The 19,693-nt window shown below is 66.6% G+C and carries 10 protein-coding genes and 1 pseudogene; 5 read left to right on the top strand and 6 right to left on the bottom strand.

The annotated features are described in order from the left end of the window. Nucleotides 1-103: 103 nt before the first annotated feature. From V9K97_RS26020 to V9K97_RS26015, 3 genes and pseudogenes are all read right to left on the bottom strand, one after another. Nucleotides 104-4,984: an autotransporter outer membrane beta-barrel domain-containing protein gene (locus V9K97_RS26020; protein ID WP_337321655.1), complete on the bottom strand. Its 4,881-nt coding sequence runs from the start codon at nucleotides 4,982-4,984 to the stop codon at nucleotides 104-106. Between the two features lie 45 nt (nucleotides 4,985-5,029). Next, a pseudogene (locus V9K97_RS27320) lies at nucleotides 5,030-5,146 on the bottom strand (ESPR-type extended signal peptide-containing protein); the annotation flags it as partial. 95 nt (nucleotides 5,147-5,241) lie between these two features. Continuing rightward, nucleotides 5,242-6,894 (bottom strand): methyl-accepting chemotaxis protein, encoded by a 1,653-nt coding sequence (locus V9K97_RS26015; RefSeq protein WP_337321653.1) that lies wholly within the window; start codon nucleotides 6,892-6,894, stop codon nucleotides 5,242-5,244. Between the two features lie 140 nt (nucleotides 6,895-7,034). On the opposite strand from V9K97_RS26015, the gene V9K97_RS26010 reads away from it, so the two are divergent. After that, nucleotides 7,035-10,265 (top strand): sensor domain-containing protein, encoded by a 3,231-nt coding sequence (locus V9K97_RS26010; RefSeq protein ID WP_337321651.1) that lies wholly within the window; start codon nucleotides 7,035-7,037, stop codon nucleotides 10,263-10,265. Nucleotides 10,266-10,333: 68 nt separating this feature from the next. Continuing rightward, nucleotides 10,334-10,882, top strand: coding sequence for a hypothetical protein (locus V9K97_RS26005; protein WP_337321649.1), 549 nt, complete (start codon nucleotides 10,334-10,336; stop codon nucleotides 10,880-10,882). Between the two features lie 21 nt (nucleotides 10,883-10,903). On the opposite strand, the gene V9K97_RS26000 is transcribed toward V9K97_RS26005, so the two are convergent. Beyond that, nucleotides 10,904-11,782, bottom strand: coding sequence for an aldo/keto reductase family oxidoreductase (locus V9K97_RS26000; protein ID WP_258506257.1), 879 nt, complete (start codon nucleotides 11,780-11,782; stop codon nucleotides 10,904-10,906). Nucleotides 11,783-11,895: 113 nt separating this feature from the next. Here V9K97_RS26000 and V9K97_RS25995 point away from each other — a divergent pair, with 113 nt between their 5' ends. Next, entirely contained in the window at nucleotides 11,896-12,819 is a 924-nt protein-coding gene (locus tag V9K97_RS25995) for a LysR family transcriptional regulator (protein WP_337321647.1), read from the top strand. On the opposite strand, the gene V9K97_RS25990 is transcribed toward V9K97_RS25995, so the two are convergent. Beyond that, nucleotides 12,810-14,354: a peroxidase family protein gene (locus tag V9K97_RS25990; protein WP_337321645.1), complete on the bottom strand. Its 1,545-nt coding sequence runs from the start codon at nucleotides 14,352-14,354 to the stop codon at nucleotides 12,810-12,812. The genes V9K97_RS25995 and V9K97_RS25990 overlap by 10 nt on opposite strands. 194 nt (nucleotides 14,355-14,548) lie before the next feature. Beyond that, entirely contained in the window at nucleotides 14,549-15,172 is a 624-nt protein-coding gene (locus V9K97_RS25985) for a TetR/AcrR family transcriptional regulator (RefSeq protein ID WP_258506260.1), read from the bottom strand. A 149-nt stretch (nucleotides 15,173-15,321) separates the two neighbouring features. On the opposite strand from V9K97_RS25985, the gene V9K97_RS25980 reads away from it, so the two are divergent. Both V9K97_RS25980 and V9K97_RS25975 read left to right on the top strand, forming a co-directional pair. Further along, nucleotides 15,322-16,530, top strand: coding sequence for an efflux RND transporter periplasmic adaptor subunit (locus V9K97_RS25980; RefSeq protein ID WP_337321643.1), 1,209 nt, complete (start codon nucleotides 15,322-15,324; stop codon nucleotides 16,528-16,530). Between the two features lie 13 nt (nucleotides 16,531-16,543). Beyond that, entirely contained in the window at nucleotides 16,544-19,693 is a 3,150-nt protein-coding gene (locus V9K97_RS25975) for an efflux RND transporter permease subunit (protein WP_337313202.1), read from the top strand.

Below are 19,693 nucleotides of genomic sequence, written 5' to 3'. Positions count from 1 at the left end.
TCGTGTGGTGCCGGACCTTCGAGGGCGTGTTTGCGCTGCGTCGCTCGAGCATGAAGATCCGGACCCGGGGTATCTGACTGGCGTTTCTCGCGCAGGGCCTTCGCTACCACTTCACCCGTACGCCGACCGATCCATTGACCGAGCTCTTCACCTTGGCATTTCCGCCCGAGGCCCAGAGCTTGCCCAACTCGCCGTAGAGCGTGGTCGATGAGCCCAGCGCCAGTGTGAAGCCGCCTGCGAGTTCGGAGCTGGTGCCGCCGGTCGGTGCCGCGATATCGGTCCGGCTCGCACCATTGACGAAACGCGCAACATCCGCGCCGCTGGGAGCCTTGTAGACGTTGAACCGGCCGTAAGGCTGCAAGGTGCCGAGACCGGTGCCGATCTCGCCCTTCACTCGCACGCCCGCTCGGGCCAGCCATCCGCTGTCGGCCTGCGGCTGCACCGCCGCGCCGGTGATGGCCGCGTTGCTCAGATCCATGTGCTGATGAACGAGCTGCAGTTGCGGCTCGATGCGCCAGCCGCCGGCGCCCACCGGGAAGGACCGCCCCACCTCGACCGACCCCACCAGGCTGTTGCCTTTGCCGCCCGCCCCGCCGCCCGGCAGCGGCTCGGCTGTGTAGCGGTGCCGGCCCGACTGCACCACCGCATCGGCGTAGAAGCCGCTCTCGCCTGTGTAGGTGCCATAGGCGCCCACGTACTGGCTGCGCAGGTCGTTGCGGCCCACTGCAAGGCCCGGTATGCCGCTCGCAAAGCCGTTCACGCGCGCGTCGCCGTCCAACTGGCCGACGTAGATTCCGGCACGCCAGCGGCGCATCGAGAGCAGGTCCGTGCCGGCCTGAAAGCCTGTGAGGCGGCCCTTGCTGGTCGGCGACACCACCCCGCCCTGCCGGATGTCGAGGTCGGTGGAAAGCACGCGCGCCCAGGCACGGCGGCCAAGAGAATGGTCCGGCGTCGTCGCGTCGGCCTCCGCGCCTTCGTCGTCGCCCACACGCTTGCGCAGGTCGCCGAGCATTGCAAGATTGCCCTGGCGCAGCTGGCCCGCCAGGGCGGCGTAGAGCGATGCCTCCGCGCGATAGGTGGTCACGGTCGCAGGCACGCCCGGCGCACCGGGCCCCGCGGGAGAAGCGATGCTCGAACGCAGAAACCAGTTTTCGCCGGCGCCGTTGGCATCGGCCGCATACAGGCGGTATTCATAGGCGCCCGCATCGACGTGGCCGCCGGCCAGCGAGAAGGCATCCTTGGTGGTCTGGGCCGTCGTGGTGGCGCCGTTGCGGGCGCTGATCACCTCGATGCCATTGCCGCTCGTGAGCGCGCCGAGCCCGCCCACACCGACGATCTGCACCTGCGTACGGCCGCTGGCCGCACCGCCGTCGAGCACCAGCCGGTCGGAGGGGCCATCTGCGCTCAGCGCGGTGCCAAGCCGCAGCACACCGTTGTGGCCAACGTAGCCGCCGGTGACCGTCAGCACGGCGCCGGGGGTTCCGCCGGCCAGCGATATCGTGCCGCTGTTGGCGAGCGACGCGACGGCCTGGTCGAAGCCGGCGAGATCCAGCGTTGCGCCGGCCGCAACGCTGTGCGCCGACACCGCGCTCAGCGTGTTCGGTGCACCTGCTCTCAATGTGCCCCGGGCCACCTGTGTCGCGCCCGTGTAGGTGTTGGCGCCGGACAGCGTGAGCGTGCCGGTGCCCTCCTTGGTGATGAAGCCGCCGCCCGTGATGGCACCCGCCAGGGTGCCGGAGAAAGCGCCGGTGTCGATGACCGGGTCGTTGTTGCCGGTCAGCAGAATGGGGTTGGCAATGGAGAGGCCGTCGGCCGCAAAGCCGAGCGTGGTGTCGTCGTCCATCGCGAGCACGCCGGTGCCCAGCGCCTGGTTGTGGCCGACGTTCAGGCGGCCCTGGTGCAGCGCCGTGCCGCCCGTGTAGGTGTTGGCGCCCGACAGGGTGAGAGTGCCGACGCCTCTTTTCACCAGCGAACCGCCAACGCCGGAGACCACGCCCGAGATCTCGGCGTCGGTGTCGAGTGTTCCGGTGGTCAGCGTCTTCGAACCCAGCAGCACCTCCCCCGGACCCGAAATGGCGCCGATGGACGTTCCGTTCGCCGTGAGCTGGCTCAGCCGAACGGTGCCACCCGCGTGGTTGACGATGGTGGCGTTCGGCGCCGTCACGCTGTCGGTGAAATCGATCATGCCGCCGGCCTGGGTGGCAAGCGTCACGCTCCCCATGTCGGCCGCGCCGCGAAAGAGCAGCGCCGCGCCACTTGCCACCGACACCGGCCCGCTGCCCAGCGCACCGGTCACGCTTGCGGAGAGCGTGCCGCCGTCGATTCGCGTGCCGCCGCTGTAGGTGTTGACCGCCGCAAGTTCGAGTTCGCCATCCCCGATCTTGCGCAGGCTGCCGGTGCCCGCCATGGTGCCGGCGTAGGTGCCCTTGCTGCCGGCCGCGCCTTGGTCGAAGGTGACCGTCGCGTCGTTGGCGATGTCGCCCTGGAGGCTGTCGGTCGTGCCCTGCAGCACGCCCGCCTTCACCACCGTGCCCCCGCTGTAGCTGTTGGCACCGGTGAGCACCAGCGTGCCAGTGCCCTGCTGCACCAGCGCGCCCTTGCCGTCGATCGCGCCCGCAAAGCTCACGACGTCGGAACGGTTGAACGCGAGCGTGCCCTCGTTGTGGACATTGCCCGTCAGCACGCCGTTTGCGGCGCCATCGCCGACCTGCAAGCGCGTGCCGCCCGCGAGGGAAATCGACGCGCCCTTGCCCGTCGCTTCGAGGGAGCCGGTGACCACCACGCCTTGCGCCACGTCGAGCGCAACGCTTCCGGCCGCGACATTGCCCGTGACCGCCAGGCCCTGCTGGTTGCGCAGGCTGAGCGCCCCGCCCACGCTGAAGTTGCCAACGGCGCCGATCAGGTTGGAACCGCCCAGCGTCGCGTCGCCGTCCACGCTGCCGGTCAGCGTGGACGCCGTCACAACGCCCGCTGTCTGCAACACGCTGGCCTTGCTCGAGACGTTCAGGACATTCGCCGCGCTCACATCGGCCGCCAGGGAGATGCCGTCGCGCCCGGCCAGCGAAACGTTGCCGCCGCGAAGGCTGCTCGCAACATCGAGCGCTCCGCCGTTCGACGCGAGTGCAAGCCCGGCCGAACCTGTGTCGATGGCTGTTCCGGGAAGACTCAGCACGCCGCCGGCCACGAGGCTGACCGCCCCGTGCGTGCCATTGGCCAGTGTGGACACGGAGAGATCGCCGCTCGAGGCCACGGAGATGCTCGACCCGCGCAGCGACACGGCACCCCTGAAGTCGTTGTCCGCCCGGTCGAGTACGACATCGCCCGCCCCGGCGTCCACGGAAAAAGCGCCAAGTACGGAAAGCGCACCCGACTGCGCGACCTGGCCGCCGTTGCTGCGGGCATCGATGGACGATGCGGAACCCTGTCCGAGGTTGAGGTTTCCGTGGCTGGTGACGGTGAGGTCACCGGTGGCCAGCGTGCCCAGCGTGAGCGCGTTGCTGTCGTTGATTTGCGTGGTGCCGCCGCCCAGGCTCACGATGCCGCCGAAATCATTGGCCGCGTTGGTGAGCGTGATGGCGCTCGCACCCGCCTGCACAGCGAGCGACCCGCTGCCGGTGAAGATGCCGCTCATGGTCAGGTCACCCGCGCTGGCGATGCTCCCGGCGCCCTCGAGCGTCACGTCGCGCACGCTCGTGAAGGCGCCCGTGCTTTGGAGCATGCCGCCGCCACTCAGGCTCAGCGTACCCGTCGCAATGCCCAGTGCGCCGTCGCCGGCCACGCGCAGAGTGCCGCCGCTGATTGCGGTGCCTCCCGCATAGGTGTTGACGCCCGTGAGTTCGAGCGTACCGCTGCCGGCCTGGCGCAGGCTGCCGCTGCCGCTGATGACTCCGCCGAAGCTCGATGCGTCGGAACGGTTGAACACCAGCGTGCCGTCGTTGACGACATTGCCCACGATGCTGCCGCTGGTGCCGCCCGCACCGATCTGCAGCGTCCCGGCGCTGATGGTCGTGCCGCCGGTGTAGGTGTTGTCGCCGGTCATCACGGTCGTCCCGCCGCCCGATTGCAGGACCCGGCCTTCGCCCGAGATGGTGAAGCCGGCCGAAAGCTGCTTGCCTGCGGCCGGCTGGAACTCGACGAGCCCGCTGCCGCGCACCGTGACGCCGCCGGCCACGCTGAGGCCGCCAGCGCTGAACGTCAGCGTGCCTGCCCCGCCCTGCCCGCCCGGCGCGGCGCCGGCAGAGCCGTTCCCGCCGGCACTGCCGCCCACGACGATGCTGCCCGCCACCAGGGTGCCGCCGTTCAGGTTCAGCCGGCCATCGCCGCCCGCGCCCCCGCTACCGCCCGCGGCATTGCCGCTGCCACCGCCTGCGCCACCGCCCGATCCGCCCACCAGGACGGCACCGGTCACGGTGGTGGTCCCGGCTGCGATCGTGAGTTCACCCGCGCCGCCGCTGGTGCCGGCGCTACCAGCGGCCGTGCCGCTCGCGCCGCCGCCGCCGCCACCTCCGCCGCCTATGCCGAGAGCACCGTTCACCGTGGCGTCGGCCGTGAAACTTGCGCGGCTTACGCCGCCGTCCAGGGCGCCTGTGGCCACGCCAGTGGCTGCGCTCCCGCCGACCTTCGCGTCGAACGGACCTGTCGGGCCCTGCACACCATCGGCGCCCGCGCTGCCGCCGTTGTTTCCGGCGCCGCCCAGGCCGGCCGAATCAGACCCGGCGTTGGCGCCGGCTCCGTCCGCGGCCGCGCCACCGGCCCCGCCGCTGTTGGAGCCGTACACAAAGCCCGCCGCACCGCCGCCGGCGCCGTACCCGCCCCCTCCGCCGCCGGCGCCGCCTCCTCCGCTGCCCCCGCCGCCGCCGCCGCCGATGCCACCCGCGCCTCCGCTGCCGCCAATGCCGACAGCCGTCCCCGCCTCGCCCGCGGTGCCGATCAACAGGTTTTGCGCCGTGGCAGGCGCCGCGCCCAGCGCGGCGACCACGCTCATCACGGCGCTCCAGCGAAACCGTCGGCGTGCCGGGGCTGAAGCAGCGGCAAGGGGTTGGCCCGGCGCCACGCTTCTCGCCTTGCCATGGACACGGGAAATTTCAGGCACGGCGACCCATGCCTGCAGCGCTTCATTCCAGCGGCTGAGAAAAGAACTGTTCATTGCGGCTATCACTAGTCAAAATCGCCGCGAAGGATACAAGAAGCAACACTTTCTGTTAATAGATACAGTTATTGTTGTTTGTAAAGAACTGGAGCTCAGGCGGGCGCCAGTTCTCGCCGCCCCTCGTCCAACCTGAAGACACCCACCAACTGAGACAGGTTGCCCGCCTGGTCCTGCAGCGAGGCGGCTGCGGCCGCGGCTTCTTCCACAAGGGCGGCGTTCTGCTGGGTGACCTGGTCCATTTGTGTGATGGCCTGGTTGATCTGCTCGATGCCGGTCGTCTGCTCCTGGCTGGCGGCGGCGATCTCGCCCATGATGTCGGTCACCCGGCGCACGCTCGCGACGATTTCATCCATCGTCTGGCCCGCTTCTGCCACCTTCTGGCTGCCGGCCTCGACCTTGCCGACGGAGTCGTCGATCAAGCCCTTGACTTCCTTGGCCGCCGCGGCCGAACGCTGCGCCAGGTTGCGCACCTCTGCCGCCACCACCGCGAAGCCCCTGCCCTGCTCGCCGGCGCGAGCCGCCTCCACTGCGGCGTTCAGCGCCAGGATGTTGGTCTGGAACGCGATGCCATCGATCACCGCGATGATGTCCACGATCTTGCGCGAGGATGAGTTAATCGATCCCATCGTGTCGACCACCTCGTTCACGACGCTGCCGCCGCGCACCGCCACTTCAGACGCCGAGGCCGCGAGCTGGTTGGCCTGGCGGGCGTTGTCCGCGTTCTGCTTGACGGTAGAGGTCAACTCTTCCATGGAGGCGGCGGTTTGCTGGAGTGAACTTGCCTGCTGCTCGGTGCGCGACGACAAGTCCTGGTTGCCGGACGCGATCTGGCCCGACGCGGTGGCAATCGTGTCGGTGCCTTGGCGCACCTCGCCGACCACCTTCGAAAGGTTGTCGTTCATCGACTTGAGTGCCGCCAGCAACTGGCCGACCTCGTCGCGCGTGCTGGAGACGATCCGGGTCGTCAGGTCACCTGCCGCCACCCGCTCTGCCAGTCCGAGCGCATCGCGCATCGGGCGCACGATTCCCACGGTAAGCCGCCACGCGCACAAGGCACCCGCCAGCAGTGCAACGGCGGACAGGCAGATCACGACCCAGCGGCTGCTGCGATGAATCTGCTGGATTTCGCGGGCTTTCGCGTCGATCTGCACGCGCTGGTTTTCTGCGATTTGCTGCACGGCCTTGCCGTAGACCTGAAGCGCCGCCTGGTATTCGGTGTCGGCCAGCTTGCCGGCCGCTTCGCTGTCGCCGGCTGCCTTGAGCTTGTTGATCGTCGCCAGGTGGGCCAACACCTTCTTGCGCGCCTCGACCACCTCGTCGAACGACTTCTTCTCTTCCGGCGAGGTGAGCAGCTTGCCCATCTCCTCCTGGACCGGGTTGATCGACGCCACCCCCTCGGTCAGGTTCTTCTTGAAATAGGCTTCATTCGCGCTGTCGGTGGCCTTGGCCATGCCGAAGGAGTGAACGATGCTCGGGCCGAGCAGGTTGGCCCACCGGTTTGCAACGCGCTCCTTGACCAGCGCTTCGTCGACCATCACGCGGGCCGAATGAGCCACGGCATTCAGCCGGATCAGGGCGACGCCGGAAACCAGCATCATCAGCAACAAGATGGCGGCAAAGCCTCCGCTGAGGCGGACGCCGATTTTCATATCTCGCAAGTGCATGGAACTCTTTCTTTCGCAAATGAGGGGCCTGTCCGGTCGGGAGCGGGACTCCGGGCGCTGGGGTCCCAGGGCCGGCCACATCTGGTTATCGGCAACTAAGCCGAAAGTTGAAGGCCCGCGGTGAGATGTAGGTCGAACGCTCGTTCAGTTCGCACCTTTGGCTGACGCGCGCTACGGGCTACGATGGCAAGCCTGTGAGCATCCAGACAGGAGACATCGACATGGGTCAGCCCCGTGCAGTACAGCAGCCTGGCGATCTGCCGGATCCGTGGGTTCCGGTGGCCGCGATCCTCGATGCGGTCGGGCAAGCGGTCATCGTCAAGGACGAGGCCTCGCGGTTTGTGCATCTCAATCGGCGGGCCTGCGAGCTGCTCAACGTGTCGCTCGATCGCGCACGCGGAAAGACGGACCGGGATTTCCTTCCGCGCATGGAGGCCGATCGAATCAGGGCGGTCGATCTCCAGATTCTCGCGAGCGGAGAAAGCCGCAGTTTCGAAGAAGAAATCACCACGGAGGACGGATCGACCAGGACCCTGGTCACGCTCAAGCAAGCGGTCGATCTCGCGGATTCCGGCGGCAAGCTGCTCGTGGTCGTGATCTCCGACGTGACCGAACTGCGCACGGCCGAGCGAGTGCTGCGGGCCAGCGAAGCGCACTACCGCTCGTTCGTCGAACTGCACCCGCAGATCACCTGGACCGCCGATGCGACCGGCGCAATCACCGAGGTTGGACCGGGCTGGCCGACGCTCACCGGCAATTCCATCGAGAAGACGCTGGGCTCGGGCTGGGAATGCGCCTTGCACGCCGACGATCTCGAACGCGTCAGAACGCAATGGATCGACTCGGTGGCCCGAGGCGTTCCCTTCGATGCCGAATACAGGGTGCTGAGCGCTGCAGACGGAAGGTATCGATGGTTCAGGGCTCGGGCCGCCCCCCGTCGCGACGAGAACCATGCCATCGTGCGCTGGTACGGGCTGCTCGAGGACGTTCATCAGCATCGAATCGCGATCGAAGCGCTGCGCGAGAGCGAGTCGCTCTTCCGTCTCATCGCCGACAGCGTGCCCGTGATGATGTGGCTCACAGACCAGAAGGGCGACGCGACCTACCACAGCCGGCTATGGCTCGAGGTAACGGGCCAGACCGAAACCGAGTCGCTGGGCTCGGGCTGGAGCCGCGCCATCCATCCCGAAGACCGCGCCTCGGTGCTGGGGTTGTTCAAGACGAAAACCGCGCAGAGGGTTCCGGTCCAGCTCGAGTACAGGCTGCGCCGGGCCGACGGCAGCTGGGCCTGGGTCATCGACACAGGCGCGCCCCGGCTCGCGCCTGACGGCGGGCTTCTCGGCTATGCCGGCTCGATACTCGACGTCACCGAGCGACGCCTGGCCGAGTCCGCACTGCGCGAGAGCGAGGCCTCCATTCGGAGCATCTTCGACAGCAGCCCCGATTGCATCAGCATGCTCGACCTGCAGGGCAATACGCTTTTGATGAACAAGGCGGCGCGGTGGATGATCGGGCTCGATGTCTCGGAACTCGCAAACCGCGAGGCGCTCGAGACAATCTTTCCCGAAGGCCGGCTTCGCAAACTCAGCGCCATGTTCGACGTGGTGCGCGCCGGCGGCACATCCAGGCTGGAGGTGGACGCCATCGACGCACAGGGCGTGCACCGATGGCTCGACGTCATCGGTGCACCCGTGCTGGACGCATCGGGCGTGCCGATCCGGATGGTGAGCATCTGGCGCGACATCACCGAGGCCAAGGCGGCGCGCAACGATGCCGTCGTAGCGCAGCAGCAGGCCGAACGTGCGGCGACGCGGCTCTCCGCCGTTCTCGAGAACACGATGGACTGCGTGCTGGTTGTCGACGATGCATGGCGCATCACGTACATGAACGAGAACGCCCGCCGGTTCCTGCAGCTCGGCGAAGAGGCCATGAACACAAGGCTGTGGGACCTCTTCCCCGCCGAGGTGGAAAGCCTCTTCGGCGACTACTTCCGGCAGGCGACCGCGGGCAACAAGGCCGTGTCGTTCGAGGAATTCGTACCGGCGACGCAGGTGTGGCTCGAGGTCCATGCCTCGCCCACCGAGGAGGGCCTGTCGATCTTCTTCCGCGACACCACCGCACGCCGCAAGGCCGAGCAGGAGCGCGTCCAGGCCCAGAGCCAGGTCTCCCACATGGCCCGCCACGACGTTCTTACCGGCCTCCCCAACCGTTTGGCATTCCGCGAGACGCTGGAGCGGCACTTGAACGATGCGGCCGGCACCGGGACTTTGATGGCCGTGCTGACACTGGACCTCGACGGTTTCAAGTCCGTGAACGATGCTTACGGCCATCCCGCGGGCGACGTCCTGTTGCAGAAGGTCGCGCAACGCCTGCGTCTCGGCCTCGCCGGTGATGAGCAGCACACGCTTGCGCGACTCGGCGCGGACGAGTTTGTGATCGGCTGCTTCGGGCTGCCGCATTCCGACGCGGCAATCGAGATCGCACGCCGCCTCATGGGCATCCTGCTCGGGCCCTTCGACCTGGAGGGAAACAAGGTGAGCATTGGGGCCAGCGTCGGCATCGCCGTGGCGCCCGAAGACGGCAGTACCGTCGACGAGATCAAGCGTGCCTCCGCCGTGGCACTCCACCGCGCGAAGGCCGCCGGCGGTAGAAGCCTCCAGAGGTACGCCAGGAGCATGGACGTCCACCTGCAGACGCGCCAGGCCTTGAAGCTCTCGATGCGCGAGGCGCTCGCCCACGGGGAGTTCGAGGTCCACTTCCAGGCGCTCGTGAGCCTTGTCTCCAACCGCTGCACCAGCTTCGAAGCGCTGGTGCGTTGGCGCCACCCCGACCGGGGAATGATCTCGCCGGCCGACTTCATTCCGATTGCGGAGGAGACTGGGCTGATCGTCGAACTTGGCGAATGGGTCCTGGGCGAGGCCTGCCGCGAGGCCGCCACCTGGCCCGATGGCATCGGTGTGGCGGTGAACCTCTCGCCGGTCCAGTTCGGCGCCGGCAACCTGGTCGAGGTGATCAGGAACGCGCTCGATGCGTCGGCGCTCTCCCCTTCGCGCCTGCAGCTCGAGATCACCGAGTCGGTGCTGCTCGGCAGCGACGACCAGAACCTGCGCACCCTGCAGCAGATCCGGCAACTGGGCGTGAAGATCGCGATGGACGATTTCGGGACCGGGTACTCATCGCTGGGCTATCTGCGCAGCTTTCCGTTCGACAAGATCAAGGTGGACCGCAGCTTCATCGCCGACCTGCCCGACAGGAAGTCGCTCGCAATCATCCGGGCTGTGGCCGGCATCGGCACGAGCCTTGGCATCGCCACCACTGTGGAGGGTGTCGAAACCGAAGCGCAGCTGCAGACCATCCGGCAGGAAGGCTTCGACGAGGCGCAGGGTTATCTGTTCGCGCGGCCGGTTCCGGCCTCGCAGGTACACGGTGTCATTGCCTCGCGCAGGAATTGACTGAAGCACCACTTTCGCGAATCGGCCGTGCGGGCACAATTCTGCAAACCAACGAACATACTCGCCATATGCCAATCGAGTTCTCACCCCAAGCCGTCGGCGCAGTCCTTGCAGCCACCATTGCTGGAGGCATGAGCTTTCTTGGGTCTGTGTTCAGCAAGGACCAGAAGACTTCGGAGTTCCGTCAGGCATGGATCGACGGGCTGCGCTCCGAGATCTCGCAGCTGATTGCGCACGCCAACGCGATCCGGGGTGCTGCGGCAGTTGGCTACCCAGCACGGAGTGAGCTTTACGACGCGGCAAAGGATCACTTCGTGGGGATCACTGTCGCCAAAACGAGCATCCTCCTTCGGCTGAACCCATCAGAAGAAAACAATGCGAAGTTGATCGGCCACGTCAATGCGCTCGAGAAGCTCATGGACACCAGTCCCATCGACCTCGCGGCCTGCCAGAAGGAAGAAGCGTCGCTTGTTGCCACGGCCCAGGCCGTACTGAAGGGCGAATGGAGCCGCGTCAAGCGAGGCGAGCCGCTCTTCTTCATGACCAAGATCATCGGCCTGTTCGTGTTCCTGGGAGCTCCTCTCACGCTTGGCGCCCGCTATTTCGGGTGGTTCTGAGGGGTAAACCCAAACAACCCCTCACCCGACAACCGGAGCAGCCACGCGGTCCAGCGCTTCGATCGCATCGGCCGGCAATTCCAGCTTTCCGGCGGCCAGGTTTTCACGCAGGTGCCCAACTGACGAGGTGCCTGGAATCAGCAGGATGTTGGGCGAGCGCCGCAGGAGCCACGCCAGCGCCACCTGCATCGGCGTGGCGCCAAGTCGCTGTGCCACGTCCGAAAGCCCTGCAGACTGCAGCGGCGTAAAGCCGCCGAGCGGAAAAAACGGAACGTACGGAATGCCGTCGCGTGCCAGGTCGTCGATCAGCGCATCGTCGTTGCGATGCACGAGGTTGTACTGGTTCTGCACGCAGGCGACGCGGCAGATGCTGCGCCCCTCCGCGACCTGTGCCGGCGTCACGTTGCTCAGGCCGATGTGGCGCACAAGGCCTTGGCGCTGAAGCTCTGCCAATGCCGCGAGCGGCGCTTCGATCGAGCCTTCGGCCGGACCGTGCACGTCGAACATGATGCGCAGGTTCACCACGTCCAGCACGTCCAGCCCGAGATTGCGCAGGTTGTCGTGCACCGCCTGCGTCAGCTCCTCGGGCGAAAACGCGGGCAGCCAGGCGCCCGTGTCGGAGCGCCGCGCTCCAATCTTGGTGACGATGACGAGGTCCTTCGCATAGGGCGCGAGTGCCTCGCGGATGAGCTGGTTGGTGATGTGCGGGCCGTAGAAGTCGCTGGTGTCGATGTGATCGACGCCGCTAGTGACCGCGTTGCGCAGCACGGCCAGGGCCGCCTCGCGATCTTTCGGCGGGCCGAAGACGCCGGGGCCGGCGAGCTGCATGGCGCCGTAGCCGAGCCGGTGGACTGTGCGGTCGCCGAGGGTGTAGGTGCTGGGGGTCTGCATGCTGGACATGATGTTTTTTCCTGAGGTTGAAGAGGTAGATGGAGTCGTGAAGCCAGTCTAGGCAGCCCGTCTCTGTTTGATAAGTCGCCATAATCGGCACGGGCTGTGCAGGATTCAGAACAATGAAAGTCGATCTCGAGGATCTCAACGCCTTCGTGGCAGTGGCGGGCGCCAAGGGCTTTCGCGACGGCGCGCGCCTGAGCGGTGGCAGCGCATCGGCCTTGAGCGAGGCGGTGCGCCGGCTGGAAGCTCAACTCGGCGTGCGCCTGCTCCACCGCACAACCCGCAGCGTGCGGCCGACGGAGGCGGGAGAACGCCTGCTCGAGCGGCTGAGGCCCGCGCTCACCGAGGTGGAGGCGGCGCTCGACGTGGTGAACGGTTTTCGCGACCGGCCCGCGGGCACGCTCAAGCTGAACGTGCCGATCAGCGCCTCGCGGCTCGTGCTGCCATCGATCGTGCCGCGCTTCCTTGCCGCCTATCCGGACATCTCTCTCGAAGTGATTGCGGAAGACGGCTTCGTCGACGTGCTGGCCGCCGGTTGCGACGCCGGCATCCGCTATGACGAGCGGCTCGAGCAGGACATGGTCGCCGTGCCGATCGGCCCGCGCTTCCAGCGCTTTGCCGTGGCGGCAGCCCCCTCCTACCTCGACCGCCATGGCCGGCCGGAACATCCGCGCGACCTGCTGGGCCACAACTGCTTGCGCGGGCGTTTCGCCAGCGGGTCGACGCCGCCGTGGGAGTTCGAGCGCGACGGCGAAACCTTGCGCATCGACGTGACCGGGCAGTTGACCGTGCGGATCGGCGCAGCGGCAGATCTCTCGGTCGATGCGGCGCTAGCCGGTGCCGGCGTGGTCTACCTGTTCGAAGACTGGCTGCGACCGCACCTCGACAGCGGTGCACTCGAACCGATTCTCGAGCCGTGGTGGCCGCGGTTTTCCGGCCCCTTCCTCTACTACCCGGGCCGCCGCTTGCTTCCCGCGCCGCTGAGGGCTTTTGTGGATTTCATACAGCGCGCGCCGGGTCGCCTAGACGTCAATCAGACTTGAGTCACGCCGTCGATGGGACTCACATCGCCTACGAACTGCAGCAGGTCGACCATCGTAAAAGTCCCGGGCGTGCGCGAAGGAAGGGTTGGCGTCCAGGCGGGGCCCTTCTTCCAGAGATAGGACTCATGATCGCCGTGGACCAATCCGATGAAGACCTCCGCCACGATGCGCGCGCCCACAGGTCCCAATCGCTCGCCGCCCTCTCTGACCGACGCTTCCTTGAGGATGTAGTACCACAAGGGCGTCTCCTCATGCAGTCCCTGTGCCTTGGCCACGGCGCCGTCCGTGCCGGACGATATCTCGGCGCTTGTCAGGGGATTGGTCACTTCCATCGCCCGTGCCACCGACTGGCCAGAGGGCAGTCCGAGCATCACGCCCCGCTTCAGGTTCAGGAACGGGAGGCTGGCACCGCCGGGCAAGGTGTGCAGTGCCTTCACGATGAAAGGATCGATGCTGCGCGCCTGATTGAGCGTGACCCCTGGCGGGTTGTTGCCGAAATCGTAGAAGCGCCGCCAGTCGATGATCCAGTTGCTCGCAAGCTTGCTTATCGGCGTTGGCGCGGTGAGCGGATCGGGCGCCAGGTCACCCACGATGCCGCCGGAGAGGCCGGAGAACGCGAACAGCAGTCCCAGCGAAGCGGGCGCGAGCCCGCCCGGGGTGAAGACCCTGTTGTGGCTGTAGACCTCCCGGACCATGCTGTGCCCGAGCCGGTAGGCCGCACCTGAGAACTCCACCGGCATGTAGGGCGTCTTCTTGAATCGGTAGAACTGGCGGCCCTCGTTGAGGATGCGAGCCACGATGCCGTCTTCGGTAAGCCGTTCCACGAAGTCGTGCAGGACGAGCCATTGATAGTGCCAGGTCACCTCGCGTCGGGCCTCGAAGAAGAGCTCGGCGGGCGCAGGTGCCGTCGGCGAGGCCGCCAGCAGATCGACCACCTTGTTGTGGAACTTCATGAAGGCCAGGTGGGTCTGCGCGACCAGCAGGTTCTCATCGTTGCGGTGGTCGCCGATCAACGCCTGGCCTTCGGGGCTTCGCGGCAGGTCGTTGGGAAACACACCGGGTATGTCGGCCGCGTTCTGTTGAAAGCCGAGCGTGGTCTTGCCGATCAGCAGCTTCGCGCTGGGTCCGTTGTTGGGGCCGCGGGCATAGAGGTGCGGACTGCCGTCCGGACCGCGCCCATAGATCGAGTCCAGGTCCAGCGCGGGCGTTCTGAAATTCTCCACCGCAGTCGGGTCTTCCAGCTTGTCTCCGATGGAGGTCAGGTCCAGCGTGATGTCGTGATCGACGAACTGGCCCAGGTAGGTGAACCCTGCCGGCACTCGCGGGTTGTTTCCGCCACCAGCCGGACCGGCATCGAGCATTGCATCGGCGAGGGCTCGCAACTTGTCGTCGGCAACCGAGAGCGGCGCGAGCCGCGGGAACATCCTGCCGAACATGCCAGGATCGCCATGCCCTGCGAGCGCATCCAGAGTGGCCTTGGTGGGATGACGGCCGGCACGGCCGTGCTTGGGATTGACACCGATTTCTTCGGACATGATGGCTTCCTTGCTCCAAATTGAGCTTCGAGCAACATGATCGAAGCGGATTTGCATCCTACGGAGCACTCGAAAGATTCATATACGCTGCTCGCGGTAGACAGCTCGCCGTAGACAGCTTGTGCTAGACCGGTTGCGCTAGACCCGGATTGCTCGATCGGGGGGCTATATGCCCCGCGGGCCGCGATGCACGCTCATCCTTCAGGCTTGCCGATAGATGCATAGCCGCCCAGGAACACCTGCAACGCGCGGCGTGTTGCCTCTCTCAGTTCGCGGCGGGTGAACGGCCCCTGAATACCAAGCAGGCTGGGCTTGACAGTTTCCGAGTCCAGCAGCGCCATCAGGTGGTTCGCGGCCGTGATGGGGTCGGCATTTCGCAGGCGGCCCTTGCGCATTTGCCGCTCGAGAAAACCCGCCAGCTCGGCAACGCCCTTCTTGGGGCCGCCTTCATAGAAAAGCCGCCCGATGTCGCTGCGGCCCGATTCGGCAATCACGGCCCGGTGCGCCTGGATGACTTCTTGCGAACACATCACGGCCAGGACCTTCTCGCCGAAACGCTGCAGCACGCGCTCCAGGTCTTCGTCGCCCTCCTCGGCCAGCGCCGTGAAGATCGGCTCGAAGTGGATCTTCGCCGAGGCGTGGATCACGGCAACGAACAGTTCCTCCTTCGACTTGAAGTACCCGTAGAGCGTTGCCCTCGAACCGCCCACGCGCGCGGCAATTTCCACCATCGAGGCCCCCTCGAACCCCAGTTCCCTGAAGACTTCCGATGCCACCTGGACGATGGCATCGCGCTTGGCTTCCGTCTTGACTCGCATCGCGTCTCTCTTTATTTCTATACACAGGTGATCATTATTGATTGACAAGGCCCTCGAAGTCAAAATACATTTCAGTACAGCACTGTCTATTTATGTTCGTTCAACCAACGGCCGGCCATAGCGCCCGGCCCTTCCCCAGGAGAATCGCGATGCGCCCCCCTCTCACCTATGGCCTGACCTTTGCCGCGGCCATCGTGTCCACTTTCCTGCTGGTCGCTTGCGGCAAGCCGCCGGGCGGCCCGCCGCCGGCGCCGGGCACGCCCGAGGTGGGCATCGTCACGGTGCAGCCGCAGCGCGTGGCCATCACAACGGAGCTACCCGGGCGCACCGTGCCCTATCTCATCGCCGACGTGCGCCCGCAGGTCGGCGGCATCGTGAAAGCCCGCAAGTTCCGCGAAGGAAGCGACGTGAAGGCCGGAGAGGCGCTCTACCAGATCGACCCCGCCACGTACAAGGCCACCTACGACAGCAACGTTGCCGCGCTCGCCAAGGCGCAGGCCAGCCTCGGCACCACGCGTCTCAAGGCCGAGCGCTACAAGGAACTGGTTGCCATCAAGGCGGTGAGCCAGCAGGACTACGACGACGCGGCTGCCTCGCTGCAGCAAGGCGAGGCCGACGTTGCCGCGGCCAAGGCCAATGTGGAAACGAGCCGCATCAACCTCGCCTATGCACGCATCGACGCACCGATCTCCGGCCGCATCGGCAAGTCGAGCGTCACGCCCGGCGCGCTGGTCACGGCGAGCCAGTCGACCGCACTGGCCACCATCCAGCAGCTCGACCCGATCTACGTCGACCTCACGCAGCCCAGCGCGGCGGTGCTCCAGCTCAAGCAAGCAATGGCGCGCGGCGATCTGCAAAAGAGCGGCGCCAATGCCGCACGGGTGCGGCTGCTGCTCGAAGACGGCAGTGCGTATCCGATCGAAGGCAAGCTCGAGTTCTCGGATGTCACGGTGGACCAGAACACCGGCGCCATCACGCTGCGCGCCGTGTTTCCCAACCCCGCTGCCGACCTGCTGCCCGGCATGTATGTGCGCGCCGTACTGCAGGAAGGCGTGAAGGAGCAGGCGCTCATGGTGCCGCAGCAGGCGGTGTCGCGCGACAGCACCGGCAAGCCGACAGCCTATGTGGTGGACGCGCAGAACAAGCTGCAGCGGCGCATGCTCGAGACGGAACGCGCCGTTGGCGACCAGTGGCTGGTGAAGAGCGGCCTCGCGGCCGGCGACAAGCTGGTGGTCGACGGTCAGCAGCGCGCCGCGGCAGGTGTGGAGGTGAAAACGGTGCAATGGACCCCCGGCTCCAAGGCGGGCACCGAAACGGCGAAGGCCGCCCCGTCGGCATCCGCCGGCGCGGCGAACTGATCGAGAGAACGCCATGGCACGCTTCTTCATCGACCGCCCCATCTTCGCGTGGGTTCTCGCCATCATCGTGATGCTGGGCGGCGTCATGTCCATTGCCGCGCTGCCCATTGCGCAGTACCCGAGCATTGCGCCGCCCGCCGTCGCAATCACCGCCAACTACCCCGGCGCTTCCGCCAAGACGCTGGAAGACACCGTCACCCAGATCATCGAACAGAAGATGAAGGGGCTGGACCGGCTGAGCTACATGGCCTCGACCAGCGAGTCGTCGGGCTCGGTCACCATCACGCTTACCTTCGAGAACGGCACCGATCCCGACACCGCGCAGGTGCAGGTGCAGAACAAGCTCTCGCTGGCCACGCCGCTGCTGCCGCAGGAGGTACAGCAGCAAGGCGTCACGGTCACGAAGTCGGCCACCAACTTCCTGAACGTGCTGGCCTTCACCTCGGAAGACGGCAGCATGAACGGCTCCGACCTGTCGGACTACGTGGCCGCCAACGTGCAAGACGCGATCAGCCGTGTGGAGGGCGTGGGCGACACCACCCTCTTCGGTTCGCAGTACGCCATGCGCATCTGGCTCGACCCGAACAAGCTCGCCAACTTCAGTCTCACGCCGCTGGACGTGAAGACCGCGGTCCAGGCGCAGAACGCGCAGGTGTCGGCCGGCCAGCTCGGCGGCATGCCGGCGGCAGGCAGCCAGCAGCTCAACGCGACCATTACCTCGCAAACGCGCCTGAAGACCGCGCAGGAGTTCGAGGACATCCTCCTGCGGACGCAGACCAATGGCGCACAGGTGCGCCTGCGCGACGTGGCCCGCATCGAGCTGGGCAGCGAGTCGTACAACACGGTCGGCCGCTACAACGGCAAGCCGGCCGCGGGTTTGGCCATCAAGCTGGCGGCTGGCGCCAATGCGCTCGACACGGTCAAGGCGGTGGACGCCCGCGTGGCCGAACTCGAGAAGTTCTTTCCGCAGGGCATGAAGGTGCAGAAGCCCTACGACACCACGCCGTTCGTGCGCATCTCCATCGAAGAAGTGATCAAGACGCTGGTGGAAGCCATCGTGCTGGTGTTCCTGGTGATGTACCTCTTTCTCCAGAACTTCCGCGCCACGCTGATCCCGACCATCGCGGTGCCGGTGGTGCTGCTGGGCACCTTCGGCGTGCTGGCGGCCTTCGGTTTCACCATCAACACGCTGACGATGTTCGCGATGGTGCTGGCCATCGGCCTGCTGGTCGACGATGCCATCGTGGTGGTCGAGAACGTCGAGCGCGTGATGACGGAGGAAGGCCTCTCGCCGAAGGAGGCGACGCGAAAGTCGATGGGCCAGATCACCGGCGCGCTGGTCGGCGTGGCCCTGGTGCTGGCGGCGGTGTTCGTGCCGATGGCTTTCTTCGGCGGCTCCACGGGCGTGATCTACCGCCAGTTCTCGATCACCATCGTCTCGGCGATGACGCTGTCGGTGCTGGTGGCGCTGGTGCTCACGCCGGCCTTGTGCGCCACGCTGCTCAAGCCGGTGCCCAAGGGCCATGCCATGGCGAGCACCGGCTTCTTCGGCTGGTTCAATCGCAGCTTTGACCGCGGAAACGGCCGCTACCAGGGCATCGTGCGGCACATGATGGGCAAGGGCTGGCGCTACATGGTGCTGTACGCGGTCTTGCTGGCGGCGGTGGTTTTCGGCTTCATGAAGCTGCCGGTGGGCTTTTTGCCGGACGAGGACCAGGGCACGATGTTCGGGCTGGTGCAACTGCCGCCGGGCGCGACCAATGCGCGCACGGAAGAAGTCATCCGCCAGGTGGAGCAGCACTTCCTGGTCGACCAGAAGGATGCAGTCTCGGGCATCTTCACGGTGGCGGGCTTCAGCTTTGCGGGCAGTGGGCAGAACACCGGTTTCGCCTTCATCAAGCTCAAGCCCTGGGACGAGCGCAAGGGCGAAGCACTGAGCGTGACGGGCGTGGCGGCAAAGGCCGGCGCCTTCTTCAACACCATCCGCGATGCCAAGGTGTTTGCCTTTGCGCCGCCGGCCGTGGCGGAGCTCGGCAACGCGACCGGCTTCGACCTGATGCTGCAGGACCGTGCCAACCTGGGGCACGAAGCCCTGATGCAGGCACGCAACCAGTTGCTCGCCACGCTGGGCAACGACAAGCGGCTGGTGGCCGTGCGTCCCAACGGGATGGAGGACACGCCTGAATTCAGGCTCGAGATCGATCCGCACAAGGCGCAGGCCCAGGGTCTTTCGATGGCCGACATCAACGACACCTTCTCGGCCGCATGGGGCAGCAGCTACGTCAACGACTTCATCGACAAAGGCCGCGTGAAGAAGGTGATGCTGCAGGCCGATGCGCAGTACCGCATGCTGCCCGAGGACATCGACCGCTGGTACGTGCGCAACAGCGCCGGAACCATGGTGCCCTTCACCTCGTTCGCCAAAGCGGGCTGGAGCTCGGGCTCGCCGCGCCTGGAGCGCTACAACGGGGTTCCCTCAGTCGAGATCCTGGGCATGGCCATGCCGGGCAGTGCCTCCAGCGGCGAGGCGCTGGCCATCGTCGAAGAGGCGGTGGCCAAGCTGCCCGCGGGCATCGGCTACGAATGGACCGGCCTGTCGCGCCAGGAGAAGGCCTCGAGCGGCCAGACCGGCCTCTTGTACGCGCTGTCCATCCTGATCGTGTTCCTCTGCCTGGCGGCGCTCTACGAGAGCTGGGCGATTCCGTTCTCCGTGATCATGGTGGTGCCGCTCGGCGTGCTGGGGGCGCTGGTCGGCGCGATCCTGACGTGGAAGATGAACGACGTCTATTTCCAGGTGGGCCTGCTCACCACGATCGGCCTTGCATCGAAGAACGCCATCCTGATCGTCGAGTTTGCGAAGGACCTGCACGCACAGGGCAAGGGGCTGGTCGAGTCGGCACTGGAAGCGGCGCGGCTTCGCTTGCGCCCCATTCTCATGACCTCGCTGGCCTTCATCCTCGGCGTGCTGCCGCTGGTGCTGGGAAGCGGCGCCGGAGCCGGCGCGCAGCATGCGCTGGGCACCGCCGTGATCGGCGGCATGCTGTCCGGCACCGTCCTCGCGATCTTCTTCGTGCCTCTTTTCTTCGTGGTGGTGCGCAGCCTGTTCAAGGGCGGTGCCGCTCCGGCCGCCCTGCCCGTGCAACCGGCCGCGGCCGCATCCTGA

The organism is Variovorax sp. CCNWLW186 (assembly GCF_037203865.1).
Taxonomy (GTDB): Bacteria; Pseudomonadota; Gammaproteobacteria; order Burkholderiales; family Burkholderiaceae_C; genus Variovorax.
This window is presented reverse-complemented; position numbering and strand designations above follow the sequence as displayed.

Coding starts and splice junctions, on each gene's coding strand:
- V9K97_RS26020 (WP_337321655.1), bottom strand. CDS start 4,984: ATGAGCGTGGTCGCCGCGCTGGGCGCGGCGCCTGCCACGGCGCAAAAC.
- V9K97_RS26015 (WP_337321653.1), bottom strand. CDS start 6,894: ATGTGGCCGGCCCTGGGACCCCAGCGCCCGGAGTCCCGCTCCCGACCG.
- V9K97_RS26010 (WP_337321651.1), top strand. CDS start 7,035: ATGGGTCAGCCCCGTGCAGTACAGCAGCCTGGCGATCTGCCGGATCCG.
- V9K97_RS26005 (WP_337321649.1), top strand. CDS start 10,334: ATGCCAATCGAGTTCTCACCCCAAGCCGTCGGCGCAGTCCTTGCAGCC.
- V9K97_RS26000 (WP_258506257.1), bottom strand. CDS start 11,782: ATGTCCAGCATGCAGACCCCCAGCACCTACACCCTCGGCGACCGCACA.
- V9K97_RS25995 (WP_337321647.1), top strand. CDS start 11,896: ATGAAAGTCGATCTCGAGGATCTCAACGCCTTCGTGGCAGTGGCGGGC.
- V9K97_RS25990 (WP_337321645.1), bottom strand. CDS start 14,354: ATGTCCGAAGAAATCGGTGTCAATCCCAAGCACGGCCGTGCCGGCCGT.
- V9K97_RS25985 (WP_258506260.1), bottom strand. CDS start 15,172: ATGCGAGTCAAGACGGAAGCCAAGCGCGATGCCATCGTCCAGGTGGCA.
- V9K97_RS25980 (WP_337321643.1), top strand. CDS start 15,322: ATGCGCCCCCCTCTCACCTATGGCCTGACCTTTGCCGCGGCCATCGTG.
- V9K97_RS25975 (WP_337313202.1), top strand. CDS start 16,544: ATGGCACGCTTCTTCATCGACCGCCCCATCTTCGCGTGGGTTCTCGCC.